Below are 25,366 nucleotides of genomic sequence, written 5' to 3'. Positions count from 1 at the left end.
GCCGGGCGGCGGCACCCTTCACCGGGATGCCGCCGCCGGGCAAGGCTCAGCCGCCCCGGCCGCTGACCGGGATCTGGTTGAACGGCATATCCTTGTCCACCCGCGGCTCCAGCGGCAGGCCGAGTACGCGTTCGGCGATGATGTTCCGCAGGATCTCGTCGGTCCCCCCGGCGATCCGCATGGCCGGAACGGTCATCAGTTGCGCCTGGATCGAACCGGCGCCCGGCGCCTCGGCCGGATCGACCAGCGCCCCGGCCTGGCCCTGGAGATCAAGCGCGAACATCAGCATTTCCTGCTTGAAGGCGCCGGCGGCGAGCTTGCCCACCGAGTTCTCCGGCCCCGGCTCCTCCCCGCGCGAGATCGAGGATTGCGCGCGCAGGCTGGTGAAGCGGATGCCGCTGTCGCGCGCGGCCATGGCCGCCAGCCGCGAACGCACCGCCCGATCAGCCAGCGCCGGCCCGTCCACCGTTTCGAAGTGGCGCAGGAATTCGACCATCTCGGGAAAGCCGGTGACGATCCGCGCGCCGATCGCCATGCGCTCGTTCATCAAGGTGGTGACCGAAACCTTCCAGCCCGAACCCACCGGCCCCAGCCGCTGGCTGTCGGGCAGGCGCACGTCGGTGAAATAGACCTCGTTGAATTCCGACTGGCCATTGGCCTGGCGGATCGGCCGCGCCTCGATCCCGGCGCTCTTCATGTCCACGTAGAACATGGTCAGCCCCTTGTGCTTGGGCGCGGTCGGATCGGTGCGCGCCAGGAGCAGGCCCCAGTCGCAATAGTGCGCGCCGCTGGTCCAGATCTTCTGGCCGTTGATGATCCAGTCGCCCGAACCGTCCTTCGCCTGCTCGGCGCGGGTCCGCAGCGCGGCCACGTCCGATCCGGCCGAAGGCTCGGAGAACAGCTGGCACCAGATCTCCTCGCCGCTGGCCAGCTTGGGCAGGCGTTCGCGGCGCACCTCCTCGCTGGCCCAGTGCATCACGGTCGGCCCGCACATTCCCTGGCCGATCCCGAACACCGCGCCCAGCTTGGTCAGCGGGCCTTCCTCCTGGCGCCAGATCGCCTCGTCGATCGGGGCGCGGCCGCCGCCGCCATATTCGGTGGGCCAGCGCAGGCAGGCATAGCCGGCCGCCGCCTTCTTGCCCTGCCAGACCTTGGATTCGGCCACCAGGTCGGAAAGATCGGAATTCCTGAGCAGCTCGGCGGCATTGGCCGGGGCATTGGCGTCAAGCCAGGCGCGGGCCTCGGCGCGGAACGCGGCTTCCGCCGGGGTATCGTCGAAATTCATGCCGCCTTCTCCCGTCCGGCCGATTCCTGTTTGGCCACCACCGCGTCGACCAGTTGGTCCTCCCATTCGGCCATGGTGCCCAGCGCCGTCGCCAGCAGGTTGGCGCGGCGGTAATAGAGGTGGCTGTCGGCCTCCCAGGTGAAGCCCATGCCGCCGTGGAGCTGGAGCGATTCCTTGGCGCAGACCCGCGCCGCCTCGCAGGCCGAAAGCCATGCCGCCGCCGCCGCCTCGGCCAGTTCCGGCGCATCGGCCGAAAGCGCCCAGGCGCCGAACCAGCAGTTGGAGCGGGCCAGAACCACCGCGGTGTAGAGGTCCGCAAGGGCGTGCTTGACCGCCTGGAACGAACCCACCGGCCGCCCGAAGGCGATGCGATCGAGCGCATGGTCGCGGGCCATGTCCAGCGTGCGCTCGGCCGCGCCCAGCTGCTCGAAGGCCATGAGCACCGCCGCCTTGTCCAGCGCGCGGCGGATCGCCGCCCAGCCGGCCGCGCCCGTCGCCAGCGGCTCGGCGGCGACATCGCGGAAAGACAGCGTGGCATGGCCCAGCCCCGGATCGAGCGTGGTCACCGGGGTCCGGGTCACCCCGTCCTGCGCCAGGTCGACCAGGCAGGGCACCACCTGGCCATCGAGCCGCGCGGCAACCACCGCCACATCGGCGCAGTCACCGCCGCGCACCGCGATCTTGGTGCCATTGAGCCGCCCGCCGGCCAGCGTCGCGGCCACTGCTTCCGGGCGGTTCGGGCCGGGCCGCTCGGCCAGGGCGAAGGCGGCGATCGCCTCGCCCGTGGCCAGCGCCGGCAGCCAGCGCGCCTGCTGCCCGGCCGTGCCCAGCTCGCGGATCATCTCGGCGCCGAGATAGACCGAGGGGGCAAAGGGCACCGGGGCCACCGTGCGGCCCAGTTCCTCGGCGATCACGCACAGTTCCAGGTAGCCCAGCCCCACCCCGCCCATGTCCTCGGGAATGGCGGCGCCGATCAGGCCCATCTGCGCCAGCTTGTCCCACAATTGGGGGTCGTGGGTGCCGCCGGCCTCGATCGCCTGGCGGGCCTTGGCCGGCGGACATTCGGCGGCGAGGAAGCGGCGCACTTCCTCGCGCAGCTGGACCTGTTCGGGTGAAAATTCAAAGTTCATCGCGCGCTGCGCCCCTCGTCCTGATCTCTGTTCCTTGTCGCGCCGATGCTAGATAGCCCGCCCTCCCCGCGCAAGCCCGCCCGGCGCGCCCGGCGGGCCTCGGCGGCCGTCATCGCCGTGACGGCGATGGCTGGATCATGGGCTTTGCCAAGCCCCGCGAGGCATGGCATGGCACCGGCACGTTTCCATTCGCAGGCCTCTCCTTGCAGAGCCTTCTTTCGGAGTAGCTCCATGTCTTCAGTCGTCATCATCGGCGCCGCGCGCACCGCTGTCGGAACCGCGCGCAAGGGTTCGCTGGCCAACACCCCGCCCGAACAGCTCGCCGCCACCGTGCTGCGCGCCGCAGCCGAACGCTCGGGCCTGCCGGTCGAGATGATCGACGATGTGGTGATGGCCGAATCGCTGATGGGCGGCGGCGCCATCGCGCGCAGCGCGGCGGTCAGCATCGGCTGGACCGATGTCGCGGGCATGGCGGTCAACCGCCACTGCGCCGGCAGCCTCACCTCCACCGGAATCGCGGCCGGCGCGATCCTTTCGGGGATGGAGCGCGTGGTCGTGGCCGGCGGCGTCAACGCCGCCTCGATGATGCCGCGGATGCAGCAGCGCGATCCCGCCACGGGCGAGATGATCGACTGGTGGATGCCCGCCACCCACCCCGAAACCCCCGATGCGCCCGCCCGCGATATGTCGATCACGGTCGGCTGGAACACCGCCAAGGCCGCCGGCCTCACCCGCGAGCAGCAGGACGCCTGGGCCTACCGGTCGCACCAGCGCGCGGTCGCCGCGATCGATGCCGGCCACTTCGTCGATCAGATCGTGCCGATCACGGTCACCGGCCCGGATGGCCAGTCGTTCGAATTCAAGGTGGACGAACACCCGCGCCGCGATACCACCATGGAAAAGCTGGCCTCGCTCAAGGTGCTGCACCCGGAGATCGAAGGCTTCTCGATCACCGCCGGCAATGCCAGCGGCTCCAACGATGCCGCCGTCGCCATGGTCCTGACCACCGAGGAAATCGCCCGCGCCGAAGGCGCCACGCCGCTGGCGCGCGTGCTGGGGTGGACCTCGATCGGCATCGATCCGGCGCTCACCGGCCTGTCGGTTCCCAAGGTCGTGGCCAAGCTGCTCGAACGCACCGGGCGCAAGCAGTCCGACATCGCGCTCTGGGAAATCAACGAGGCCTTCGCCTCGGTCCCGGTCGCGGCCTGCAAGATCATGGGCCTGGATGAGGACACGGTGAACATCTCGGGCAGCGGCTGCTCGATCGGCCACCCGGTCGGCGCCTCGGGCGGGCGCATGATCCAGACCCTGGCCCATGACCTGCGCCGTCGCGGCGGCGGCCTGGGCATCGCCACCATGTGCGCCGGCGGCGGCATGGGCGGCGCGCTCCTGATCGAGGTCTGAGGAACGCGGCAGGTTCCGGCGCGCCTGTCCGGCGCGCCGGTTCCCCCCATCAAATCCGCCGGATGCGCCCGCCGTCGACGAACAGCGTCTCGCCGGTGATGTAGCTGGCCTCGTCCGACAGCAGGAACAGCGCCGCATTGGCCTGTTCGTCGGTCGTCCCCGGCCGCTTGATCGGCATATCGGCGTAGACCTTCTTGAGCACCTCCTCGCTCACCGTGGCGCGCATATCCTCCAGCGCGGGGGTTTCGGTCTGCCCGGGGGCCACGCCGTTGACGCGGATGTTGCTGGCGCCCAGTTCCAGCGCGAGGCCCGCGGTCAGCCCGTTCACCGCCAGCTTGGAAATCGCGTAGTAGCCGGCGCGCGGCCCGATCGCGTGGGAGGTGATCGACGACTGGTTGACGATCGACCCGCCGCCGGTCTCGGCCATGATCGGCGCCACGGCGCGGATCACCAGCAGGGTGCCGCGAAAGTTCACCGCGATGATCCGGTCGAAATAGGCCATGTCGACCGTCATCATCGGCTCATACCGCATCCCGGCGAAGATCCCGGCGTTGTTGATCAGGCAGTCGATCCGCCCGAAATGGGCCTTGGCCGCCTGGGCCAGGGCCAGGCACGAAGCCTCGTCCGAAACGTCGACCGGCAGGAAGATCGCCTCGCCGCCGGCCGCGATGATCTCCTCGACGACCGCGCGGGCGCCCTCTTCCTTGATGTCGGACACGACCACGCGCGCGCCTTCAGCGGCCAGCCTGCGGGCATAGGTTGCCCCGATCCCCTGGGCGGCGCCGGTCACGATCGCCACCTTGCCCTCAAAACGCATAGTTCCTCCTTGATGCTCGCACGGATTGCTAACCGTGGCCGGTCTGCCCTATCCTGCCGGGAGACAAGCCCGGGCAGGGGGGTAGCAGAGGGATCGCTCCCGCGATATCCGCGCCGGCACGTTGAACTGCGCCGGATCGGCGCGGCAAAGGCGAAACGTTTAGACGATTAGGCACGCGTGCCGGAAACAGGATTGGAATGGGAATGCGGACAGTACACTCGGGGATCGTCGACACGCTGATCGGGTTCCGCGCCGAGCGCCACTTCAAGGAAATCGCCGCCCTGCGCGACAGCGACAAGAACACGCACCATCCCCACGGCTATATGTTCCGCGACATTCCGCCCGAACTGACCCCGGACGAGGATCCCCAGGCCGCGATCACCGAGACGCTCGACCTGATGGACCAGCACGGCATCGAATACGGCCTCGTCAGCCTGTCGGACGAGCGCGTGGCCGAGGCCGCCCGCCGCCACCCGAACCGCATTCTCACCACCCTCCAGGTCGATGGCAACCAGGGCATGGACGCGGTGCGCGCGATCGTGCGCGCCAAGGAGGAGAACGATATCCGCGCGGTCAACATCTTCCCGGTCGGCACGGTCCCGCAGATCCCGATCAACGACAAGCTGTGGTATCCGATCTACGCCAAGTGCATCGAGCTGGATATCCCGGTGTTCACCACGGCCGGCGTCCCCGGCCCGCGCGTCAAGATGATGGCGCAGTACACCGGCCTGCTGGATGAGGTCTGCTACGATTTCCCCGAGCTCAAGATCGTCATGCGCCACGGCGCCGAGCCGTGGGTCGATCTCGCGGTCAAGCTGATGCTCAAGTGGCCCAACCTCTACTATTCGACCTCGGCCTTCGCGCCCAAGTATTACCCGAAGGAAATCGTCGACTACGCCAACACGCGCGGCGCCGACAAGATCATCTACGCCGGCTACTTCCCCTATGGCCTGACCCTGGATCGCATCTTCTCCGAGATGGACCAGGTGCCGTTCAAGGATCACGTGTGGCCCAAGTTCCTCTCCGACAATGCCCGCAAGCTGCTGAAACTGCCGGCGATCGATCGCCCGTGACCCAGCAGTGGCCCGGCGAGGGCGTGGCTCCCAGCGTCCTGGCGGAAGTTCGCCAGGGCGTGGGGCTGGTCACGCTCAACCGGCCCGGGCGGCTCAACGCCTGGACGCCGGAACTGGGCACGCTCTATTTCGACATCCTTGACCGCCTGGCCGCCGATCCCGAGGTGCGCGTCATCCTCGTCACCGGCGCGGGCGAGCGTGCCTTCAGCGCCGGGGCCGACATGGCGGGCATGGGCGCGGTCGCCTCGGACGGCGCGATCACCGATGGCCGCGATCCCCGGCGCTACTGGCACCCGATGCGGATCGGCAAGCCGGTGGTCGCCGCGCTGCGCGGCTATTGCCTCGGCGTCGGCTTCCAGCAGGCGATCTCCTGCGACATCCGGATCGCCGCCAGCGACCTCAAGATGTCCACCTCCTACGTGCGCCGGGGGATGAACGGCGAGCTGGGAATCACCTGGCTGCTGCCGCGCCTGGTCGGCGCCGGCCCGGCGATGGAGCTGATGCTCTCGGGCCGCACCATCGATGCGACCGAAGCCCTCGCCCTGCGCCTCGTCTCGCGGGTGGTCGCGCCTGATGACCTGGCGCAAGTGGCCTTCGCCTATTGCCGCGACCTGGCGCAGAACTGCTCGCCCTGGTCGATGCGGACCATGAAGCAGCAGCTCTGGCTCGATCTGATGAGCCACTTGCCCGCCGCCTACGACCGCTCGGAGGACCAGTTGGCAGAGGCCATGGCCTCGGGCGATTTCGCCGAAAGCGTGGCCGCCTTTGGCGCCAAGCGCCCGCCGGCCTTCCCCCCGCTCGACGGCAGCCTCTCACACCTCGATCCCTGGCCGGCCGGCTGATCCGCTGGCTGATCGGCCGACTGATCGACCCCCGGGGGCCGCGCGCCCCTCAGTTCGGCGCGGCGACCGCCTCGGCCGTGGCCCCGGCCCATTCGGCTTCCTGTTCCGGGGTGCCATGGCCGATCGGCGGCGGCGGGATCAGCCAGATCAGCACGCCGCCGGTCAGCACCACCGGGATCACCGCCATCAGGAAGGTCTGGTAATTGCCGCCGATGTCATAGAGCGCGCCGGCCACCAGCGGGCCAACGCCTGCACACAGCGAGAACAGCGCGGTCACGATCGCATAGGCCGATCCGAACATCGCGGTCGGCACCCGGCGCGAGAGGAGATAGGTGACAAGGTCGGTCTCGGCGCCGGCGGCCAGGCCATAGAGCACCGCCGCCAGGGCAGAAACCGCCACGCTCGCCAGCCCCTGCATCAACAGCACGCTGGCCACCACCGGCAGCGAAAAGGCCACGAGGCCGATCACCCGGGTCGAGAACCGGTCCAGCAGGAAGCCGGTCGTGATCCGGCCCACCAGACTGCCCAGCCCGGCCAGACCCGCCAGGCCCGCCGCCGCCTTGAGCCCGATGCCATTGCCTTCGAGGATCGGGACGAGGTGGACCATCAGCCCGACCGACACGGTCAGATAGAGGCAGCCCGCCGTCACCACGAGGACCACCGCGCGGGTCCGCAGCACCTTGAGCGTCGCCTTGAGGCCGATGCGCGGCTCGTGGCGCGCGGTCTCGCGGGCGGCGGCGCCGGCGTCGCCGCGCAGGTCGCGCGCGGCGAAGAACAGCAGCGCCGTCAGCGGCAGCAGCAGCAAGGCCCAACCGCCGACCAGCGCGGCGAAGGTCAGCCGCCAGCCCAGCCAGCCCAGGGCAAAGGCCGCCGCGATCGGCCACATCAGCGAGGCCAGCGAAACCCCGGCGAGCGCGATCGCCACGGCCAGACCGCGCGAGGTGTCGAACCGGCTGACCACGCCGGTCATCCACGGCGGCGCGGCGATGAACGAGCCAACCACGCCCTGGATGCCGCACAACAGCTGCCACTGCCAGACTCGCCCGTCGGCCGCGAAGCCGATCGCCGAAAGGGCGATGGCATAGGGCACGATCCCGGTCAGCAGCACGCGGCGCGGGCCGAAGCGGTCGATCGCGCGGCCCACGATCGGGGCCATGAACAGCAGCACGGCGACCTGGAAGGTAAAGCCCGAGGAAAACTCGGCCCGGGTCCAGCCCAGGTCCTTGGTGACCGGGCCGATCAGCACCCCGCTGGAATAGGGCAGGATCATCGTCCCGGCGAGGCCCAGCATGGCGATGAACGGGATCGGCCAGGCCGCGCGCCATTCCTGCCTGGCGGTCAACAGTGACATTCGCGGCTCTCCCATTGGCTTGTTTTTTCGCGTCATGCGCGCAGGTGCCGTTCCGGCCTTGGCGCAGTGATCCCTTGCCGGGGGCGCCGGTGTCAACCGCCTGGCGGCACAATCCGCGATTCGCCGCGAAAATATTCCGCCGCGCGCCACCGTGCACCGAAGCGGGCCGATGCGTGATCGCCCCGGCGATGGCTGCACCCGGCCCCGCGCCCCCAGCCCCGCCATGCCCCACCCCGGCCCTTCACCCGCGCGCCCGCGCCATGTATCGCCCGCTCGCCGGGCGCAAACGACGCCGCGGCGGGAGAGCGAACAATGCGCGATATCCAGGAATTGATGGACCGGCTGGCCATCCGCGAGCTGATCGAGAAGTACACCGTCTGCGTCACCCGCCGCGATTGGGACGGGATGATCTCCTGTTTCCTCGAAGATGGCCGCTGGATCACCTCGGTCGGCCACGATCTCGCCGGAGTCGCCGCGATCCGCGAGGGCATCATGGCCGCGGTCGCCCCGCGCAAGTTCCTGATGCAGATGACCCACGGGATGACCATCGACCGGCTCGACGCCGACAGCGCCGAGACCACGAGCATCCTCCACGAATTCGCCGTCGAGGATTCGATCTTCGTGCTGGGCACCTATCATGACCAACTGGCCAAGGTCGGCGGCGAATGGAAGTTCCGCGAACGCTTCTTCCAGGTCCACTACATGGACATGGGCGCCCAGCCCGGCCAGGTGATGGTCGACTACGCCACCTTGCGCTGAGCCTCGCCGCAAGCCGCACAACGAACGGAAACCATGATCACTGACGGACAGGACGGGTTCGATCCCGAAGCCCTGCGCGAACGCTACCGCGCCGAGCGCGACAAGCGCCTGCGCGCCGATGGCAGCGCGCAATATACCTGGATCGAGGGCGACCATGCCCATTTCACCCAGGATCCGCTGGCCGATCCCGCCTTCCACCGCGATCCGCTGACCGACGAGGTGGAAGTGCTGATCGTCGGCGGGGGCTACAGCGGCCTGCTGGTCGGCGCGCGCCTGCGCCAGCAGGGCATCGAAAGCATCCGCATCATCGATCGCGGCGGCGAATTCGGCGGCTGCTGGTACTGGAACCGCTACCCCGGCATCGCCTGCGACGTCGAGGCCTACACCTATATGCCGCTGCTCGAGGAAACCGGCTTCATGCCCTCGCACCGCTATGCCAGCGGCGCCGAAATCCGCGAGCATTGCCGGGCCATCGCGCGCACCTTCGATCTCGACCGCGATGCCTGCTTCCGCACCAGCGTCACCGGCATGACCTGGGACGAGGCCGCGCAGCGCTGGACCGTGACCACCGATCGCGGCGATGCCATCCGCGCGCGGTTCGTGGCCGTGGCCAATTTCGCCTCGCTCAACCGGCCCAAGCTGCCGGGCGTTCCGGGCATTGCCGATTTCGCCGGCCCCGCCTTCCACACCAGCCGGTGGGACTATGCGGTGACCGGCGGCGGCCCGGAAGGCGGGCTCGACAAGCTGGCCGACAAGGTGGTCGGCGTGATCGGCACCGGCGCCAGCGCGGTCCAGGTCATCCCCCACCTCGCCGCAGGGGCAAAACACCTCCACGTGTTCCAGCGCACCCCGGCCTCGATCGATTTCCGCGATGATCGGCCGACCGATCCGGCCTGGGCGGCCTCGCTCACCCCGGGCTGGCAGCGGCGGCGGATCGAGAATTTCACCGTGCTCACCTCGGGCGGCTATGCCGAGGAGGATCTGGTGCAGGATTCGCTCACCCGCTCGGTCGCCACGGTCAACGCCACGTTTCGGCGGATGCGGCTGGCCGGCGAGGATGTGGGCGATCGCAAGACCTTCCGCCAGATGGCCGATTTCCGCAAGATGGAGGCGATCCGCGCCCGCGTGGAAGCCGAAGTGGCCAACCCCGTCTGGGCCGAGCAGCTCAAGCCCTGGTACGACCAGTTCTGCAAGCGCCCCTGCTTCCATGACGCCTATCTGGCCACCTTCAACCGCCCCAACGTCAGCCTCGTCGATACCGACGGCAAGGGGGTGGAGCGGATCACCGCCACCGGCGTCATCGCCAATGGCCGGGAATATCCGCTTGATGTGCTGGTCTATGCCTCCGGCTTCGAGGTGCTGGGCAGTTTCCAGCGGCGCATCGGCTATCCGATCACCGGGCGCGGCGGGGCGGAGCTGACCGCGAAGTGGACGCCGTCTGCCGCCACCTTCCACGGGATGTTCAGCCACGGTTTTCCCAACTGCTTCATCATGACCCTCACCCAGTCGGGCCGCACCTTCAACAACGTCCACCTGCTCGACGAGATCGCCCGGCACATCGGCCATGTCGTGGGCGAATGCGCGCGGCGCGGCCTGGCGACGGTCGAAGCCACACAGGAGGCCGAGGACGCGTGGGTGGCCGAGATCGATCGCCGCGCGCCCGCGCAGGAAGAGTTCATGCGCGAATGCACGCCGAGCTATTCCAATTTCGAGGGGGACATCGCCGCCTTCAACCCGCGCAATATGCCCTATGGCGGCGGGCCGGTGGCCTTCTTCGATATCCTGGCCGAATGGCGCGCGGAAGGCACCCTGCGCGGACTGGCGACGACCGCGCTGCCCGGCTGACGGACGGAACCCGGTTCAGCCGCCGGCGATCACCCCGGCCGCGCGCAGCGCCGCGATGTCGTCGGCCGCGAAGCCCGCCTCGGCCAGCACCGCATCGGCATCGCCGGCCCAGGGCTTCAGCTCGGGCTGGCGCGCGGGATTGTGCGAGAAGCGCGGCGCCGGGGCTGGCTGGACCTGGCCGAAGGCCTCGATGAAGGTGCCGCGCGCGCGGTTGTGGGGATGGGCCGGCGCCTCGGCCACGCCCAGCACCGGCGCGAAACAGGCATCGCTGCCTTCCATCGTCTCGCACCACTCAGCCCGGGTGCGGGTGCGGATGCGCGCGGCGAGCTTGGCCTTGGCGCGCGGCCAGCAGGCGCGGTCCATCTGGTCGGCGAAATCGGGATCGCCGGCCAGCCCGGTCAGCTCCAGCATCAGCGCGAAGAACTGCGGCTCGATCGCGGCGAGCGCAACGAATTCGCCGTCGGCCGTCTCGTAGGTATCGTAGAACGGGGCCGCGCCCGACAGCAGGTTGGTGCCGCGCGTGCCGGGCCATTCGCCCGAAACGCCCTGGCTGTAGAACATCGCCATCAGCAGCGCCGCGCCATCGACCATGGCCGCGTCAACCACCTGGCCCGCGCCGGTGCGCTGCGCCGCCAGGATCGCGCAGACCATGCCGAAGGCCAGCAGCATCCCGCCCCCGCCGAAATCGCCGACGAGATTGAGCGGGATCGGCGGCTTGCCCCCCGGCTCGCCCATCAGCCCCAGCGCGCCGGTCAGCGAAATGTAGTTGAGATCGTGGCCGGCGGCCCGGGCCATCGGCCCGTCCTGGCCCCAGCCGGTGATCCGCCCGTAAACGAGGCGCGGATTGCGCGCGAGGAGGTCGTCCGGGCCAAGCCCGAGCCGCTCGGTCACCCCGGGGCGCAGGCCTTCGATGAACCCGTCGGCCCCGGCGACCAGCCGGCGGACCACCTCGCGCCCGGCCTCCTGCTTGAGATCGACCGCGATCGAGCGGCGCGAACGCTGCATCACGTCCTTGTACCGGCGCGGACTCTCCGGCCGCTCGATCCGGATCACCTCGGCGCCGTGATCGGCCAGCATCATGCCCGCGAACGGGCCGGGACCGATCCCGGCCAGCTCGATGATCCGCAGTCCGGCAAGCACGCCGGTCCCGCCCTGGCCTTGCGCCATGGTCCTTCTCCCCAGTTGCGCGAGCGCCTTGGCGGCGCCCGGTCTACATCCGTTCGGCCAGGCTCTTGGGCGTGTCGGCCGAACCCCAGTACTTCTCGCGCAGCGCCGCCTTGTAGAGCTTGCCGGTGGGCAGGCGCGGCAGTTCGTCGACGAAATCGACCGTGCGCGGGGTCAGTTGCCGACCCAGCCGCTCGCGCACGAATTCCTTGATCTCCTCGGCCAGTTCGGCGCTGGGCACCACGCCCGCCGCCGCCTCGACCACGGCCTTGACCTCCTCGCCCAGATCCGGGTTCGGCACGCCGATCACCGCCACGTCCGAAACCTTGGGGTGCAGCGCCAGCACGTCCTCGATCTGCTGCGGGTAGATGTTGACCCCGCCCGAAACGATCATGAACGCCTTGCGGTCGGTGAGGTAGAGATAGCCCTCCTCGTCAAGGTAGCCGATGTCGCCCACGGCGATCCAGTCCGCATGGCTGGGATGGGCCACGCTCGCGGTCTTCTCGTCGTCCTTGTAATAGGCGAACTTCTTGCCCGGAGTGACCTCGCCGTAGATCAGGCCCGGCTCGCCCGGGGGCAGCTCGTTGCCCTCCTCGTCGCAGATGTGGAACGGCAAGCCCTTGGCCCGGCCGACCGATCCGGGGTGCGCCAGCCATTCGGCGCTGCTGATCATGGCCAGGCCCGCGCTCTCGGTCGAGGAATAGTATTCCTCGATGATCGGCCCCCACCAGTCGATCATCGCGCGCTTGACCGCGATCGGACAGGGCGCCGCGGCGTGGAGCGCATAGCGCAGGCTGGAAATGTCGTAGCGGGCCTTCACCTCGTCCGGCAGCTTGAGCAGGCGGATGAACATGGTCGGCACCCACTGGCTGTGGGTGATCTGGTAGCGGTCGATATATTCGAGCGCCTTCTCGGCGTCGAACTTGTCCATCAGCACCACCGTGCCGCCGGCCTGGATCACCGCCGCGGTATAGCCCAGCGGCGCGCCGTGATACATCGGCGCCGGGCACAGGTAGATGGTTTCGGTGTCGAACCCGGCCAGCTCCACCCGGTTCTGCAGCATCGGGTTGCCGCCCACGGGCGAAACGTCGGGCAGGTCGCGGCGGATGCCCTTGGGCTTGCCGGTGGTGCCCGAGGAATAGAGCATGAAGCTGCCCACCCGCTCATTGGCCAGCGGCTCGGCCGGATGGGCGGCGATGGCCGCCTCGTAGTCGTCAAACCCGGCAACCGGCTGGCCCACCGCCAGCTTGACCACGCAGCGCGTGGCCAGCCGGCCCAGCTCCTCGGTCGCGGCCAGGTTTCCCGCGACGATCAGAGCCTTGGCGTCACAATTGTCGACGATGTAATGCGCCTCGGGCGCGGTCAGGTAGCGGTTGACCGCGGTGAGGTAGAGACCCGACCGCATACAGGCCCAGGTCACGTCGAAGAAGGCGAGGTTGTTGTCGCTGTAGAGCGCAACATGGTCGCCCGGGCGCAGGCCGGCGGCGAACAGCAACTGGGCCAGCCGGTTCGACCGCTCGTCCAGCGCGCGGTAGCTCAGGGTTTCCCCGGTGGAGGGGCGGATTGCAGCCGGCTTGTCGGGCTGCGTCCTGGCGTAGTTGCCCGGATACACGGCTTGGCGTTCCTTCCTGTCAGACGTCGTTGCCGAACACGATCGTGCCGGCAGCGGTGAACATACGGCCAACCCCGTGGCAGACCGAAATCTTGGCGCCCTCGACCTGCGCCGGGGCGATCCCGCGCATCTGGCGCACGCTCTCCTGCAGGGCATACATCCCGTACATCCCCGAATGCATATAGGAGAGCCCGCCGCCGTTGGTGTTCATCGGCAGGGCGCCGCCCGGCGCGGTGCGCCGCTCGCGGAAGAAGTCCTTGGCCTCGTCGGGCTTGCAGAAGCCGAGATCGCCCAGGCCATAGAGCGGCAGGTGGGCCATCGCGTCGTAGATCATCAGGTGATCAACCTCGCCATGGGTGATGCCCGAGCTTTCGAACGCCGCCTTGCCCGACATCCGGAAGGCGCGGCTGGAGGTGAAGTCCTCCATCTGGCTGATGTTCGGATTCTCGGTGCTCTCGCCCGTGCCCAGGATATAGACCGGCCTGGTCGGGAAGTCCTTCGCCCGCTCGGCGCTGGTCAGGATCAGCGCGCCGCCGCCATCGGTGACCAGGCAGATCAGCGATTTGGAGAACGGCCAGCAGATCGGCGCCTCGGCCATCACGTCGTCCACCGTCAGCGGCTTCTTGGCGAAGGCGCGCGGGTTCATCTGCGCCCATTCGCGCTGGATCACCGCCACGCGGGCCAGGTCCTCGACCTCGCTGCCGGTTTCCTTGAGATAGCGCAGCACCGGAATGGTGAACATACTGGGCGCCGCGGTCACCCCGTATGGCCCCTCGAACTGGCCGAACAGGCTGGCCGGCGAACCGGCATAGCCCGCGCGGCCCACCTGCGAACGGCCGCTCTCGCCGTGGGTGATCAGCACCGTGGTGCACAGCCCCGCATCGATCGCGGCGGCGGCATGGCGCACGTGGAGCATATAGGAACAGCCGCCCACATTGGTGCCATCCACCCATTTGGGGGCGATGCCCAGCATATTGGCAACGGTCCACACGTCCTCGCCGGCCGTGGCCACGCCGTCGATGTCCGACGGCTTGAGGCCGGCATCGGCCATGGCGTTGAGCGCGGCATCAAGGTGCAGGCCAAGCTGCGACAGGCCGGGGATCACCCCCAGCTCGGTGGTTTCGGCGGCGCCGACAACGGCGATGGAACCCGGTTTCAGCATGATCAGGCCTCCGCCGGCTTGAACAGGGGAATGGCGATCTCGTCGTTCTGCGGCTCGAAGGTGACGACCAGCGGCATATCGAGCACGAGCGCCTCGGGGGTCTGCGGGCAATCGACGATGTTGGTCATCAGCCGCGGCCCTTCTTCCAGCGTGACCACCGCGATCGCATAGGGTTCCGGCCCGAAGCCCGGGCGCGGCCGGTGGTTGATGATGTAGGAATAGAGCGTGGCCCTGCCGCTGGCGTCGAACACCTCCACGTCGCGGCTGGCGCAATGCGGGCAGAACGGGCGCGGCGGGAAATAGGGATCCTTGCAGGTGGTGCAGCGCTGCAGGCGCAGCACGCCTTCCTTGCACCCGTCCCAGAAATGCTGGGTCTCGGGCGTGGGCTTGGGCAATGGCCGCTGGGGCGCCGTCATCCTCTTCCTCCTGCACTGTGTATGGCCGGGTGGGGTAGCCCACGCCTCGCGTCAAAACAAATATCAATTCCGAACGCGGCGATATAGAGTTGGCTATCATGAACCTGCGCCAGCTTCGCTATTTCGTCGTGCTGTCGGAAGCCCTCAATTTCCACCGGGCGGCCGAACGGCTGCACATCTCGCAGCCCCCGCTCACCGTCACCATCCGCAAGCTGGAGGAGGAACTGGGCGCGGCGCTGTTCGCGCGCTCCAGCCGGGGGCTGTCGCTCACCCCGGCGGGCGAGGATGCCCTGCCGCTGGCCCGCATGGTGCTGTTCCAGGTCGAACAGATGCGCCAGGCCGTGCGCGCGCGCACCGATGCCGAACGCGGCCGGCTGACCATCGGCTTCTCCGATGCCACCGCCCCGGTGCTGCGCCGGCTGCTGCCCGCCTTCCGCCGCCGCCATCCGCGCGTCGAGCTGGTCCTGTCCGAACATTCGCCGTCCGATCTGGTGCGCCGCCTGCGCCTGCGCCAGCTCGACATCAGCCTGCTGCGCCTGCCGCTTGATAATCCGGTGCATATCGAAACCACCGCGATCGCCACCGACCAGCTTGTCGTCGCCGTGCCCGAAGTCCACCCGCTGGCCCGCCACCAGGCGATCCCGCTTTCCGCCCTGCGCGACGAGCCGCTGGTCTGCACCGAGAGCGGCGATCCGCTCCGCGCCCTGCTCGAAGCAGCCTGCGCCCGGGCCGGCTTCGCCCCGCGCATCGCGCAAGGAGTGGCCACCTCGGCCACCATGCTCAAGCTGGCGCAGATGGGGCTGGGCCTCGCGCTGGTCCCGGCCGACGCCTGGAGCGATACCGAAGGCCTGCGGCTGGTGCGCCTGTCCGACCCGGTCGAATTCGAGATCGGCCTCGCCACCCCGCGCGATAGCGCCAACCGCCTCGCCGCCGCCTGGCAGGCCGTGGCCGAAGCCGAACTCGGCCTGCCCTCCCGCGCCGATCCCTGAGCGGTGGCGCGCCCCGCTCAGCCTCCCCCCGCTCAGCCCCCTGCGTTCAGCCCTTCCCCAGCCGGGTGAAATCGGGCTGCCCGGTGTGGGCCATCATGCCCCCGTCCACCACCAGCGTGGTGCCCGTGACATAGGAGGCATAGTCGCTGGCAAGGAAGGCCACGGCGCCGGCCACTTCCTCGGCCGTGCCGAACCGGCCCATCGGCACGCTGCCCTCCCAGGTATCGATCGCGCCGGGAATCCGCGCCAGGTTCTGCTTGGGGGCGGTGTCGATCGGCCCCGGGCACACCGCATTCACCCGCACGCCGGCCCGGGCGTTTTCCAGCGCGATCGAGCGGGTGAAGTTCAGCACCGCGCCCTTGGCCGCATTGTAGGCGGCAAAGCCAAAGTCGCCGGCCATGCCCGAAATCGAGGCCATGTTGATCACCGCCCCGCCGCCGCGCGCGCGCATGATCGGGATCGCCGCCTTGCACCCCTGGAACGCGCCGAAGAAGGTGATGTCCATCACCCGGTGCATCTGCTCGACCGCAAGATCGTCAAGCTGCGCCAGAGCGCCGATCCCGGCATTGTTGAACAGGACGTCCAGCCCGCCGAACTGTTCGACCGCCGCGTCCATCAGCGCCTGCATCTGGTCCCAGTCGGCCACGTCGACCCGGCGGTAGGCCATGCGCTCGCCGCCGAAGGCGGCTTCGGCCTCGGGGTCCAGCGCGTCGCGGATATCGCCGATCACCACCGACGCGCCCAATTCGTGAAACAGCCGCGCCGTGGCCAGCCCAATGCCCGCCGCCCCGCCCGTAATCACCACCACCTTGCCATCAAAACGCATCATTCTCTCCAGGTCTGTCGGGGGTGTTGGACTCTGTTCCAGTTTCACTGAAACAGGTGCGGCACCGGCCCGCTTCCACGTAAGTGGACCCAAATCCAGATGCACGTGATATCGCCCCGCCGCACCTGATTCCCGTTGCACCCGCCCCGTCCGACCGCAACACTGGCCGCTTTATCGCGTGGGCGAACCGGAGAGGATGACATGAGCGGAGCAGTGGCAGGCAAGATCGCGCTGGTAACGGGCGCGGCCAGCGGGATCGGGCGGGCCTGCGCCCGGCGCCTGGCCGCCGAGGGCGCGGTCGTGATCGTCAGCGACGTGCAGGACGAGGCCGGCCTCGCCGTGGTCGAGGCGATCCGCGCGGATGGCGGCACGGCCGAATGGCAGCGCCTCGATGTCACCAATGAGGCCAACTGGCAGGCGCTGATCGCCGGCATCGTGGAACGCCACGGCGGGCTCGACGTGCTGGTCAACAATGCCGGCGTCGCGCTCGGCGCGCCGACCACCAAACAGAGCGTGGAGGAATTCAACCTCCAGTTGATGATCAACGTCACCGGCCCGTTCCTGGGCTGCAAGCACGCGATCCCGGTGATGCAGGCGCGCGGCGGCGGCTCGATCATCAATATGTCGTCCACCGCCGGCCTGCGCGGCTCCACCGGCATGGCCGGCTATTCGGCCAGCAAGGGCGCGGTCCGCCTGTTCACCAAGGCAGTCGCCAACGAACACGCCAGGGACAATATCCGCGTCAACTCGGTCCACCCCGGCCTCATCGAAACCCCGATCTGGATGACCATCGATTCCCCTTCCGCCCCGCGCGGGGTCATGCCCGATGTCGGCAAGATGGCGGCCTCGCTGGTCCCGCTGGGGGTGAAAGGCCTGCCCGAGGATATCGCCAACGGCGTGCTGTGGCTGGCCTCCGACGAAAGCCGCTACGTCACCGGCTCGGAGCTGGTGATCGACGGGGGGCTGAGTGGCCGCTGACCTGTCTCTGTTCGCCGCCACGCTGGATCAGGCGATCGGCGCGGGCCACCTGGCCGGCGCCGCCGCGCTGGTCTGGCAAGGCGGCGAGATTGTGCACGAAAGCACGGCGGGCCTCGCCAACATCGCCGCCGGCCTGCCGATGACCGGCACGACGATCATGCGGATCGCCTCGATGACCAAGCCGCTGACCTCGCTGGCCGCCCTGCTGCTGGCCGAGGAAGGCCGGCTTGCGCTCAGCGATCCGATCGCGCGCTGGCTCCCCGAACTGGCCGATCTGGCGGTCCTGGCCGATCCGCAGGGCCCGCTCGATGCGGTCCAGCCGCTGGCCCGCCCGATCACCGTGGAAGACCTGCTCACCCACCGCTCGGGCCTGGCCGCCTTCTACACCGCGCGCGGCCCGATCGCGCAGGCCTATGTCGCCGCCTTCCGCACCGCGCTGGCCGATCCGCTGACCGAGGAGCGCTGGCTCGCCGCCCTCGCCGCGCTGCCGCTGCTGTGGCAGCCGGGCACCCGCTTCCACTATGGCCTGTCGACCGACGTGCTCGGCCTGCTCGTCGCCCGCGTGGCCGGGCGCGGCCTTGGCGAAGTCCTGCGCGAACGGATCACCGGCCCGCTCGGCATGGCCGATACCGGCTTCTTCGTGCCCGAGGCCGATCAGCCCCGCGTCGCCCGGATGTACCGCGAGACCGGCCCCCGGGGCGAGCTGGCCGATCTCACCCTGCCGGTGCCCCTCGCCCCGCCCCTGTTCGAAAGCGGCAGCGGCGGGCTGTTCTCCACCATGGCCGACTATCTGGTGTTTGCCCGGATGATGCTGGGCGGCGGCGCTCTCGATGGCGTGCGGATCGCCCGCCCCGAAACGGTCGCGCTGATGGCCGCCAACCGGCTGACCGAGGCCCAGCGCGCCCTGCCCGCCTTTGGCCTGGCCGATTACTGGCGCGGCACCGGCTTCGGCCTCGGCCTCGCCACGGTCCTCGATCCGGCCGCCGCCCAGCCCGGCGCGGGCGGGCTGGGCAGTTTCGGCTGGTCGGGCGCCTTCGGCACCTGGTGGACGGCGGATCCCGGCCGCGATCTCGTCGCCCTTTACATGAGCCAGGATTTCCTCGCCCTCGATAGCGAGAGCATCACCCATATCTTCAACCCCGGCCGCCCGGCCCGCGCGCCCGAATTCGCCTTCAAGGCCGGGATTGACCGGTTGCGCTGACCCGCGCCAATGGGCAAACTGGCGCGATACCAGCAAGAAACACGTGGAGAAGACAATGAAGGCTGCCCTGCTGTGCGAGGCCAGAAGCCCCCTCTCGGTGGAAGATGTCGAGCTTGATGGCCCGCGCGAAGGCGAAGTCCGCATCCGCGTCGCCGCCAGCGGCCTGTGCCACAGCGACTATCACCTGATGACCGGCGACCTGCCGATCCCGGTCCCCGCCGTGCTCGGCCACGAAGTCGCCGGCTACGTGGAGGCCGTGGGCGACCATGTCCCCGGCCTCAAGGTGGGCGACATGGTGGTGACCTGCTTCTCCTCCTACTGCGGCCACTGCGGCGAATGCCAGACCGGGCACAACAGCCGCTGCACCGACAAGCCCAAGGGGCCGCCGCGCGAAATGGGCTCGCGCATCTCGTGGCGCGGCAAGCCGGTCTACCAGCTCGCCGGCATCGGCGGTTTCGCCGAGGAAGTGGTCGCCCATCACAGTTCGGTGGTGAAGATTTCCGACCGCGTGCCCCCCGCCGCCGCCGCCCTGCTCGGCTGCGGCGTGCTGACTGGCGCTGGCGCCGCGCTCAACGGCGCCAGGGTCCGCCCCGGCTCCTCGGTCGTGGTGGTCGGCTGCGGCGGGGTCGGCCTCAATGTCATCCAGGGCGCGCGGATCGCCGGCGCCTCGCAGATCATCGCGGTCGATCTGCACCCGGCCAAGCTCCAGACCGCCCGCACCTTCGGGGCGACTGACGGCGTGCTCGCCGGCCCCACCGCCGTCGCCGAAGTGAAGGAGCTGACCCGTGGCGGGGTGGACTATGCCTTCGAGGTCATCGGCGTCCCGGCGGCCATGCGCGATGCTTTCCTGATGCTGCGGATGCACGGCACGCTGACCATCGTCGGCATGGCGCCGACCGGTTCGGAATTCTCGGTCCCCGCGCTTGATATCCTCTACAAGGATGCCCGGATCATCGCCTCGGGCATGGGCGATGCGCCGTTCCAGCTCGCCATCCCGCAGCTCGCCCGGTTCTACCTCGATGGCCAGCTCAAGCTCGATGAACTGGTCTCGCGGCGGATCGCGCTCAACCAGATCAACGAAGGCTACGATGCCATGGCCAGCGGCGAAGTTGCCCGCAACGTGGTCGTGTTCTGATCCGCCCAGCCCGCAAGGACCACCCCGCATGACCACCACCACGGCGCCCGCCGCCGGCCTCGTTCGCCATCCCGATCGCTTCTACATCGACGGGCAATGGGCCGCCCCGTCGGCTGCCACCACGCTCGACGTGTTCGACAGCGCGACCGAGGAGGTCTTCCTCACCGTGGCCGAGGCCCAGGCCGCCGACATCGACCGCGCGGTGGCCAGCGCCCGCGCCGCCTTCGATACCGGGCCGTGGCCGCGGATGACCCCGCAGGAACGCGCGCCCTACCTCGCCCGCATCGCCGAAGGGTGGAAGGCCCGCGCCGAAGCCCTGGGCGATGCCTGGACCGCCGAATCCGGGATGCTGCGCCGCTTCACCGCCGGCGGAGCGGGCAGCGTCGCCGGCATCTTCACCTATTATGCCGGCCTTGCCGAAAGCTACGAATGGGTCCGCCGCTCCACCCTGCCCTCCGGCACCACCGCGCTGATCGTGGGCGAGGCGGTCGGCGTGGTCGCCGCGATCGTGCCGTGGAACGGCCCGGCCTCGCTGATCGCGATCAAGTGCGCCCCGGCCCTGCTGGCCGGCTGCACCGTGGTGGTGAAGGCTTCGCCCGAAGCCCCGGCCTCGGCCTATCTCTTCGCCGAAATCTGCGAGGAAGCGGGCCTTCCGCCCGGCGTGGTCAATGTCGTCACCGCCGACCGCGAGGTGTCCGAACTGCTGGTCCGCGATCCCCGGGTGGACAAGGTCGCCTTCACCGGATCAACCGCGGCGGGCAAGCGCATCGCCTCGCTGTGCGGCGAACGCATCGCCCGCACCACGCTGGAACTGGGCGGCAAGTCGCCCGCGCTGATCCTCGACGATTTCGATCTCGGCATGGCCGCGAAAATTCTCGCCGGCACCACCTCGGTGCTCAGCGGCCAGGTCTGCGCCGCGCTCACCCGGATCATCGTCTCGAAGGACCGGCACGACGAAATGGCCGAAGCCCTCGCCGCCGCCTTCACCGCGATCCGCGTGGGCGATCCGCGCGATCCCGAGAGCCAAATGGGACCGGTCGCCTCGGCCCGCCAGCGCGATCGGATCGAGGGCTTCCTGCAAGGCGCCAGGGCCGAAGGCGTCCAGCTGGTCTGCGGCGGCGGTCGCCCGGCCCACCTCGATCGCGGCTACTATATCGAGCCCACGGTCTATGCGAACGTGAGCAACGCGGCCACCATCGCCCGCCAGGAAGTGTTCGGCCCGGTGGTCTGCCTGATCCCGGCGGCAAGCGAGGCCGAGGCGATCGCCCTGGCCAACGATACCGATTTCGGCCTCAACTCCTGCGTCTTCACCAACGATCCCGACCGGGTCTGGTCGGTCGGCCGGCAATTGCGCGCCGGCCTCGTCGGCCACAACGGCTTCGCGGTGGACTGGTCGCTGCCCGGCGGCGGGTTCAAGCAATCGGGCATCGGCCGCGAAGGCGGCGTCGAAGGGCTGGAAGCCTATCTCGAAACCAAGACCATGACCTTCCAGACCCCGCCCTCGGTCTGAAAGGCCCGATCCGCGCCCGCCACCCGCACAACAAGCCCTCCCCCGGCGGGGGAGGGTTGGGAGGGGGCTTCAGCGCAGCAGCACCGGCAGGCTCGAAATCCCGCGCTGCTCCAGCCCGCCGGTCAGGAACGGGCGCGGCTGGTCGGGATCGAGCCGCATGGCCGGGAAGTGGTCCATCAGCGCATTGATCGCCACGAACATCTCGCTCTCGGCCACGTTGCGCCCGAGGCACATATGCACGCCCATGCCAAAGCCGATGTGCTGCTTGAACGGGCGGTGGAGATCATAGACGTCGGGGTTGTCCCAGCGCGAGGGATCGCGGTTGGCGGCCGAGAGGCAGATGTCGACCACGCTGCCGGCCGGAATGGCCACGCCGCCGATCTCGGCATCGGCCACGACCAGGCGGCTGAACATCGGGTTGTTGGGGTTCCAGCGCATCGATTCCTGGATCGCCGGCTCCACCAGGCCGCGATCGGCCTTTACCGCTTCCCAGCGCTCGCGCTCGTCCAGCAGGGCGAACAGGACGATCCCCATCTGGCGCCAGGTGGTGCCGCCGCCGGCCAGCAGCAGCAGGCGGCAGAAGGTCGCGATCTCGTCCTCGGTGAGGTGGCGCCTGGGCTCGTCGACCATCTCCACCTCGGCCTCGAGCAGCCACGAGATGATGTCGTCGCCCGGCTGCTTGCGGCGCAGGGCGATCTGCTCGCGGGTGATCCGCTCGGCGGTGATCATGCCTTCGCGTTGGCGCTCCGGGCCGAACTTGCCGCCCATGCTGGCCACCAGCGCCCGGCGATAGGTCAGGGCTTCCTCGCCGCGCAGGCCCACCGCCGCCGAGATCGTGTGCACCGGCACCCGCGCGCACAGCGCCATGTTGAGCTCGGCCCGATCGCTCCCTTCAAGGTTGGCGATGATGGCCTTGACGATGTCGTTGATCCAGCGGTCGCGCCACTTGCCCACGGCGCGCGGCTTGATGAACAGCGATTGCAGCGCCTTGCGCTGGGCGAAGTGCTCCGGCTCGTCCATCTCGAGAATGCCGAGGAACTTCGCGTCGCCCGGCGTCATGTGGTAGATCCGGTTGGACAGACGCACATTGTCGCGGAACGCCTGCTCGGCCGCGGCGAAGGTCAGGACGGAATAGCCCTGCCGGCCCTCGGTCACCTGGCGGCTGCGGTGGAACGGCGGCAGGCCCAGCACCTCGCGCAGGAAACCCTTGTGCACCGCCCCCCGCTCACGCGCGGCGTTCATCAGCGGATAGGGGTCGACGTCGATGTAATTGCCCGAATGCATCGCCTCGGTGCGAACGTCATAAAGCTCGTCGTAGGCGGCTTCATCCGCCGTCACGAAGCCTGCGGCCTGTCCTGACATCCCGACTTCTCCTGTAAGGTCCGGTCCCCACCGTCAGCAAGGCAATCACCGGCCATGGGCACGGGCCAAAAGCCGCCAGCCCCCCGGCGCGCGCCGCCCTTGCGGTCACGCGCCGTTCACGGGGGCGGCGGCCCTGGCCCGTCTGGCGCCAGTCAGCCCAGGCTCAGCGCGGAACCTGGAAGAACGCGCGCGCGATATCGCCCACGATCGCCTGCACCTCGGCCGTGGGAACGCCCGCGAAGTCGCGCGCGATCACGTCGTAGGAATTGGGGAAGGTCGTTTCCGAATGCGGATAGTCGGATGACCACATGATGTTGCGGCCACCCGGCTGGTTGCGGTTCACCACGCCCAGCCGGTCATTGATGAACGAACCCCAGATGTTGCGGTCCATATAGGTGCTGGGATAGTCCTTGAGCTGGCTGTCGGTCCAGAAGCGCTGCTTCTCCCAGGTCCGGTCCATGTATTCGGCCATCCACGACATCCAGCCCACGCCGCTCTCGATGATCGCCCAGCGCATCTTCGGGAAGCGGTCGAACACGCCGCCGTAGATCGCCATGGCCACCGGCTCGGCCATCGCCACCTTGCTCATGACCAGGTCGGCGAGGAAGAATTCCTTGTTGCCGAAACGCGGCACCCGGCCGCCCAGGTGCATGGTCACCGAAAGGTCATGCGCGCAGATCTCGGCCCACAGGCGGTCGAACTCGGGCTGCCAGTAGAGCCTGGTGCTGTTGACGTCGCCGGTCAGCGCCGCGGCCTGGGCGGTGTTGACGCCAACGTCCGGTGCGCCGCTGGTCGCGGTGGAGATCCGCACCGCGTCCGCCGATTGCGGGAAGGCGGGAATGTTGATCGTGCGGAAGCCCAGCGCGGCGGCTTCGCGGATCAGGCCGATGGTCTCGTCAAGGTCGCGCATCGGCATATAGGCCACGCCCGACAGGCGCCGGGGATCGGCGCTGCAGAAATCGGCCAGCCAGCGGTTATAGGCGCGGAAGCTCTCGATATAGAGCTCGGTGTTCATCGTGCCGAGCGGGCCGCCGCCGAACAGCACGGCCGCGTTCATCCCGTCGATGTCCATCTCGGCGAGGCGCGAGGCCGGCGTGCGCGATTCGCGCAGGTCCGAAAGCTTGCCCAGCATCTTGAAGTTCTTGCCGGTGCGGCCCGCCTGGTTGTTGATCATCATCAGCGGGCGGCGCTTGCCCTCGAAGACCACCCAGTCGTTCTCCTCGCCCTCCTCGATGCGCGGCGCCATGTCCTTGAACCGCGCGGGCAGGTAATCGACCCACATCTCGTGCGGCGGATCGATGTGGGCGTCGGCGTCAACGATGTCGTACTTGACGGCGGCGCGCTGCAGCGCCGTCGGCTCCAGGTCTTGGAGAGCCATGTCCATCCACTCCTGCAAATGTCTGTCGGGACCAGGCCCGGTGATCACGGAAGATGGGCCGGGCGGGCGCGAGCGTCCAATACCTTCGAACGTCAATCCCATATGCTGGATGTTTTGGAAGGGTGGGGGAGCGGGCCGGCGGTGGCCCCGGATCAACTCCTCAGCCTCTCAACCGCGCAGGAACGAATCGTCCAGCAGCGAAGGCGTCGCGGCCACGTAGGCACCGGCCGCCTCGATGAACATCGCCTTGGCCTCGCTCATCTGCTCGGCCTGCCAGATCATCACCAGTTCCGAACGGCGCACCGGCACCAGGTCGCTGATCGGCAGGAACACGATCCCGCCCAGCCGGGTGTCGCAGGCCGTGCCCATCACGATGCTGCACCCCAGCCCCGCGCCGACCAGGCTGAGCACGGTATCGACCTGGGCCGCTTCCTGGGTGATCACCGGGGTATAGCCGCGCGCCTGCAAGGGGTTCACCGCCGCGGCCTGCTCCAGGTATTTCTGCGGCGGCTGGATGAAGGGCTGGGCGGCCAGTTGCGCCAGGGTCACCGAGGGCTGGGCGGCCAGCGGCCAGCCGGCGGGGATCGCGGCGACCATCGGCTTGCGCTGGATGACCCGCTGCTCCAGCCCTTCGAGCGAGGTCGTGCCGGCGATCACGATGCCCACGTCCAGCTCGCCCGCCAGCAGCCCCGCCGTCTGCTCGGCCGAGGACCGCTCGAACAGGTGGACCTGGGTCGATGGGGCCACCTCGCGGAAGTTGACCACCAGCTCGGGCAGCACCCGGTAGAGCGCCGGCCCGACGAAGCTCACCCGCACGTCGGCCGCCCCGGCCGCCGCGCGCCGCGCCATGGTCGTGGCGAATTCGGCCTGCATCAGGGTGCGCCGCGCCTGGGCGAGGAACGAAAGCCCGGCCGGCGTGATCGAAACGCTCACCCCGCCCTTGGCGCGGTTGAGCAGTTCCACCCCGAGATAGGCCTCGAGCCGCCGGATCGACTGGCTCAAGGGCGGCTGGGCCATGTTCAGCCGCTGGGCGGCCCGGCCGAAGTGCAGCTCCTCGGCCACGGCGACGAAATGGCGCATATGGCGCAGGTCCATCAGCGGCCCCCGCCCGGAATCGCGTCGTTCGC

The 25,366-nt window shown here is 69.2% G+C and carries 22 protein-coding genes; 10 read left to right on the top strand and 12 right to left on the bottom strand.

The window, feature by feature from the left end; all coding sequences use genetic code 11:
• Positions 1-46: 46 nt before the first annotated feature.
• The gene (locus ACFOD9_RS00830) at positions 47-1,285 is read right to left on the bottom strand and encodes an acyl-CoA dehydrogenase family protein (protein ID WP_379508184.1); all 1,239 of its coding nucleotides are present in this window, start codon (positions 1,283-1,285) and stop codon (positions 47-49) included.
• Positions 1,282-2,415 (bottom strand): acyl-CoA dehydrogenase family protein, encoded by a 1,134-nt coding sequence (locus ACFOD9_RS00825; RefSeq protein ID WP_379508183.1) that lies wholly within the window; start codon positions 2,413-2,415, stop codon positions 1,282-1,284. The genes ACFOD9_RS00830 and ACFOD9_RS00825 overlap by 4 nt, the downstream gene beginning before the upstream one ends.
• Before the next feature lie 231 nt (positions 2,416-2,646).
• Between ACFOD9_RS00825 and ACFOD9_RS00820 the strand changes: the two genes are divergently transcribed.
• Complete coding sequence (locus tag ACFOD9_RS00820) at positions 2,647-3,819, top strand: thiolase family protein (protein ID WP_379508182.1); 1,173 nt, start codon at positions 2,647-2,649, stop codon at positions 3,817-3,819.
• A gap of 49 nt (positions 3,820-3,868) precedes the next feature.
• Here ACFOD9_RS00820 and ACFOD9_RS00815 read toward each other — a convergent pair whose 3' ends face one another.
• The gene (locus ACFOD9_RS00815; RefSeq protein WP_379508181.1) at positions 3,869-4,636 is read right to left on the bottom strand and encodes an SDR family NAD(P)-dependent oxidoreductase; all 768 of its coding nucleotides are present in this window, start codon (positions 4,634-4,636) and stop codon (positions 3,869-3,871) included.
• A 203-nt stretch (positions 4,637-4,839) separates the two neighbouring features.
• Here ACFOD9_RS00815 and ACFOD9_RS00810 point away from each other — a divergent pair, with 203 nt between their 5' ends.
• Positions 4,840-5,709: an amidohydrolase family protein gene (locus ACFOD9_RS00810; RefSeq protein ID WP_379508180.1), complete on the top strand. Its 870-nt coding sequence runs from the start codon at positions 4,840-4,842 to the stop codon at positions 5,707-5,709.
• The gene (locus ACFOD9_RS00805; protein ID WP_379508179.1) at positions 5,706-6,551 is read left to right on the top strand and encodes an enoyl-CoA hydratase-related protein; all 846 of its coding nucleotides are present in this window, start codon (positions 5,706-5,708) and stop codon (positions 6,549-6,551) included. The genes ACFOD9_RS00810 and ACFOD9_RS00805 overlap by 4 nt, the downstream gene beginning before the upstream one ends.
• Before the next feature lie 49 nt (positions 6,552-6,600).
• Here the strand turns inward: ACFOD9_RS00805 and ACFOD9_RS00800 are convergent, their stop codons facing one another.
• Complete coding sequence (locus ACFOD9_RS00800) at positions 6,601-7,902, bottom strand: MFS transporter (RefSeq protein ID WP_379508178.1); 1,302 nt, start codon at positions 7,900-7,902, stop codon at positions 6,601-6,603.
• 312 nt (positions 7,903-8,214) lie between these two features.
• On the opposite strand from ACFOD9_RS00800, the gene ACFOD9_RS00795 reads away from it, so the two are divergent.
• The gene (locus ACFOD9_RS00795) at positions 8,215-8,661 is read left to right on the top strand and encodes a nuclear transport factor 2 family protein (RefSeq protein ID WP_379508177.1); all 447 of its coding nucleotides are present in this window, start codon (positions 8,215-8,217) and stop codon (positions 8,659-8,661) included.
• A gap of 33 nt (positions 8,662-8,694) precedes the next feature.
• Entirely contained in the window at positions 8,695-10,506 is a 1,812-nt protein-coding gene (locus ACFOD9_RS00790) for a flavin-containing monooxygenase (protein WP_379508176.1), read from the top strand.
• A 15-nt stretch (positions 10,507-10,521) separates the two neighbouring features.
• Here ACFOD9_RS00790 and ACFOD9_RS00785 read toward each other — a convergent pair whose 3' ends face one another.
• The 4 genes from ACFOD9_RS00785 to ACFOD9_RS00770 are packed head-to-tail and all read right to left on the bottom strand — an operon-like array spanning position 10,522 to position 14,860.
• On the bottom strand, positions 10,522-11,673 hold the full coding sequence (locus ACFOD9_RS00785; protein WP_379508175.1) for a CaiB/BaiF CoA transferase family protein: 1,152 nt from the start codon (positions 11,671-11,673) through the stop codon (positions 10,522-10,524).
• A 43-nt stretch (positions 11,674-11,716) separates the two neighbouring features.
• Complete coding sequence (locus tag ACFOD9_RS00780) at positions 11,717-13,282, bottom strand: acyl-CoA synthetase (protein WP_379508174.1); 1,566 nt, start codon at positions 13,280-13,282, stop codon at positions 11,717-11,719.
• Positions 13,283-13,301: 19 nt separating this feature from the next.
• Positions 13,302-14,444 (bottom strand): thiolase C-terminal domain-containing protein, encoded by a 1,143-nt coding sequence (locus ACFOD9_RS00775; RefSeq protein WP_379508173.1) that lies wholly within the window; start codon positions 14,442-14,444, stop codon positions 13,302-13,304.
• 2 nt (positions 14,445-14,446) lie between these two features.
• Positions 14,447-14,860: a Zn-ribbon domain-containing OB-fold protein gene (locus ACFOD9_RS00770; protein WP_379508172.1), complete on the bottom strand. Its 414-nt coding sequence runs from the start codon at positions 14,858-14,860 to the stop codon at positions 14,447-14,449.
• Between the two features lie 98 nt (positions 14,861-14,958).
• Here ACFOD9_RS00770 and ACFOD9_RS00765 point away from each other — a divergent pair, with 98 nt between their 5' ends.
• Entirely contained in the window at positions 14,959-15,849 is an 891-nt protein-coding gene (locus tag ACFOD9_RS00765; protein ID WP_379508171.1) for a LysR substrate-binding domain-containing protein, read from the top strand.
• A 46-nt stretch (positions 15,850-15,895) separates the two neighbouring features.
• Here the strand turns inward: ACFOD9_RS00765 and ACFOD9_RS00760 are convergent, their stop codons facing one another.
• Positions 15,896-16,678, bottom strand: a complete 783-nt coding sequence (locus ACFOD9_RS00760; RefSeq protein WP_379508170.1) for an SDR family NAD(P)-dependent oxidoreductase — start codon at positions 16,676-16,678, stop codon at positions 15,896-15,898.
• Between the two features lie 198 nt (positions 16,679-16,876).
• On the opposite strand from ACFOD9_RS00760, the gene ACFOD9_RS00755 reads away from it, so the two are divergent.
• The 4 genes from ACFOD9_RS00755 to ACFOD9_RS00740 are packed head-to-tail and all read left to right on the top strand — an operon-like array spanning position 16,877 to position 21,499.
• Positions 16,877-17,653 carry an SDR family NAD(P)-dependent oxidoreductase gene (locus ACFOD9_RS00755; RefSeq protein ID WP_379508169.1) on the top strand — a complete coding sequence of 259 codons (777 nt, stop codon included), beginning with the start codon at positions 16,877-16,879 and terminating at the stop codon, positions 17,651-17,653.
• Complete coding sequence (locus ACFOD9_RS00750; protein WP_379508168.1) at positions 17,643-18,854, top strand: serine hydrolase domain-containing protein; 1,212 nt, start codon at positions 17,643-17,645, stop codon at positions 18,852-18,854. Before ACFOD9_RS00755 ends, ACFOD9_RS00750 begins: the two co-directional genes overlap by 11 nt.
• Positions 18,855-18,909: 55 nt before the next feature.
• Complete coding sequence (locus tag ACFOD9_RS00745) at positions 18,910-19,989, top strand: Zn-dependent alcohol dehydrogenase (protein WP_379508167.1); 1,080 nt, start codon at positions 18,910-18,912, stop codon at positions 19,987-19,989.
• Between the two features lie 28 nt (positions 19,990-20,017).
• A complete protein-coding gene (locus tag ACFOD9_RS00740; RefSeq protein WP_379508166.1) occupies positions 20,018-21,499 on the top strand; it encodes an aldehyde dehydrogenase in 1,482 nt (493 codons plus the stop codon).
• A 69-nt stretch (positions 21,500-21,568) separates the two neighbouring features.
• Here the strand turns inward: ACFOD9_RS00740 and ACFOD9_RS00735 are convergent, their stop codons facing one another.
• The 3 genes from ACFOD9_RS00735 to ACFOD9_RS00725 all read right to left on the bottom strand — a co-directional run bounded on the left by ACFOD9_RS00735 (position 21,569) and on the right by ACFOD9_RS00725 (position 25,334).
• A complete protein-coding gene (locus tag ACFOD9_RS00735) occupies positions 21,569-22,861 on the bottom strand; it encodes a cytochrome P450 (protein WP_379508165.1) in 1,293 nt (430 codons plus the stop codon).
• 163 nt (positions 22,862-23,024) lie between these two features.
• Entirely contained in the window at positions 23,025-24,239 is a 1,215-nt protein-coding gene (locus ACFOD9_RS00730; protein ID WP_379508164.1) for an amidohydrolase family protein, read from the bottom strand.
• Positions 24,240-24,407: 168 nt separating this feature from the next.
• Positions 24,408-25,334 (bottom strand): LysR substrate-binding domain-containing protein, encoded by a 927-nt coding sequence (locus ACFOD9_RS00725; protein WP_379508163.1) that lies wholly within the window; start codon positions 25,332-25,334, stop codon positions 24,408-24,410.
• Between the last annotated feature and the right edge of the window lie 32 nt (positions 25,335-25,366).

This window comes from Novosphingobium bradum (genome assembly GCF_042646485.1).
Taxonomy (GTDB): Bacteria; Pseudomonadota; Alphaproteobacteria; order Sphingomonadales; family Sphingomonadaceae; genus Novosphingobium; species Novosphingobium bradum.
This window is presented reverse-complemented; position numbering and strand designations above follow the sequence as displayed.

Coding starts and splice junctions, on each gene's coding strand:
- ACFOD9_RS00795 (WP_379508177.1), top strand. CDS start 8,215: ATGCGCGATATCCAGGAATTGATGGACCGGCTGGCCATCCGCGAGCTG.
- ACFOD9_RS00740 (WP_379508166.1), top strand. CDS start 20,018: ATGACCACCACCACGGCGCCCGCCGCCGGCCTCGTTCGCCATCCCGAT.
- ACFOD9_RS00725 (WP_379508163.1), bottom strand. CDS start 25,334: ATGGACCTGCGCCATATGCGCCATTTCGTCGCCGTGGCCGAGGAGCTG.
- ACFOD9_RS00785 (WP_379508175.1), bottom strand. CDS start 11,673: ATGGCGCAAGGCCAGGGCGGGACCGGCGTGCTTGCCGGACTGCGGATC.
- ACFOD9_RS00800 (WP_379508178.1), bottom strand. CDS start 7,902: ATGTCACTGTTGACCGCCAGGCAGGAATGGCGCGCGGCCTGGCCGATC.
- ACFOD9_RS00765 (WP_379508171.1), top strand. CDS start 14,959: ATGAACCTGCGCCAGCTTCGCTATTTCGTCGTGCTGTCGGAAGCCCTC.
- ACFOD9_RS00775 (WP_379508173.1), bottom strand. CDS start 14,444: ATGCTGAAACCGGGTTCCATCGCCGTTGTCGGCGCCGCCGAAACCACC.
- ACFOD9_RS00810 (WP_379508180.1), top strand. CDS start 4,840: ATGCGGACAGTACACTCGGGGATCGTCGACACGCTGATCGGGTTCCGC.
- ACFOD9_RS00755 (WP_379508169.1), top strand. CDS start 16,877: ATGAGCGGAGCAGTGGCAGGCAAGATCGCGCTGGTAACGGGCGCGGCC.
- ACFOD9_RS00745 (WP_379508167.1), top strand. CDS start 18,910: ATGAAGGCTGCCCTGCTGTGCGAGGCCAGAAGCCCCCTCTCGGTGGAA.
- ACFOD9_RS00815 (WP_379508181.1), bottom strand. CDS start 4,636: ATGCGTTTTGAGGGCAAGGTGGCGATCGTGACCGGCGCCGCCCAGGGG.
- ACFOD9_RS00830 (WP_379508184.1), bottom strand. CDS start 1,285: ATGAATTTCGACGATACCCCGGCGGAAGCCGCGTTCCGCGCCGAGGCC.
- ACFOD9_RS00790 (WP_379508176.1), top strand. CDS start 8,695: ATGATCACTGACGGACAGGACGGGTTCGATCCCGAAGCCCTGCGCGAA.
- ACFOD9_RS00825 (WP_379508183.1), bottom strand. CDS start 2,415: ATGAACTTTGAATTTTCACCCGAACAGGTCCAGCTGCGCGAGGAAGTG.
- ACFOD9_RS00730 (WP_379508164.1), bottom strand. CDS start 24,239: ATGGCTCTCCAAGACCTGGAGCCGACGGCGCTGCAGCGCGCCGCCGTC.
- ACFOD9_RS00820 (WP_379508182.1), top strand. CDS start 2,647: ATGTCTTCAGTCGTCATCATCGGCGCCGCGCGCACCGCTGTCGGAACC.
- ACFOD9_RS00760 (WP_379508170.1), bottom strand. CDS start 16,678: ATGATGCGTTTTGATGGCAAGGTGGTGGTGATTACGGGCGGGGCGGCG.
- ACFOD9_RS00770 (WP_379508172.1), bottom strand. CDS start 14,860: ATGACGGCGCCCCAGCGGCCATTGCCCAAGCCCACGCCCGAGACCCAG.
- ACFOD9_RS00735 (WP_379508165.1), bottom strand. CDS start 22,861: ATGTCAGGACAGGCCGCAGGCTTCGTGACGGCGGATGAAGCCGCCTAC.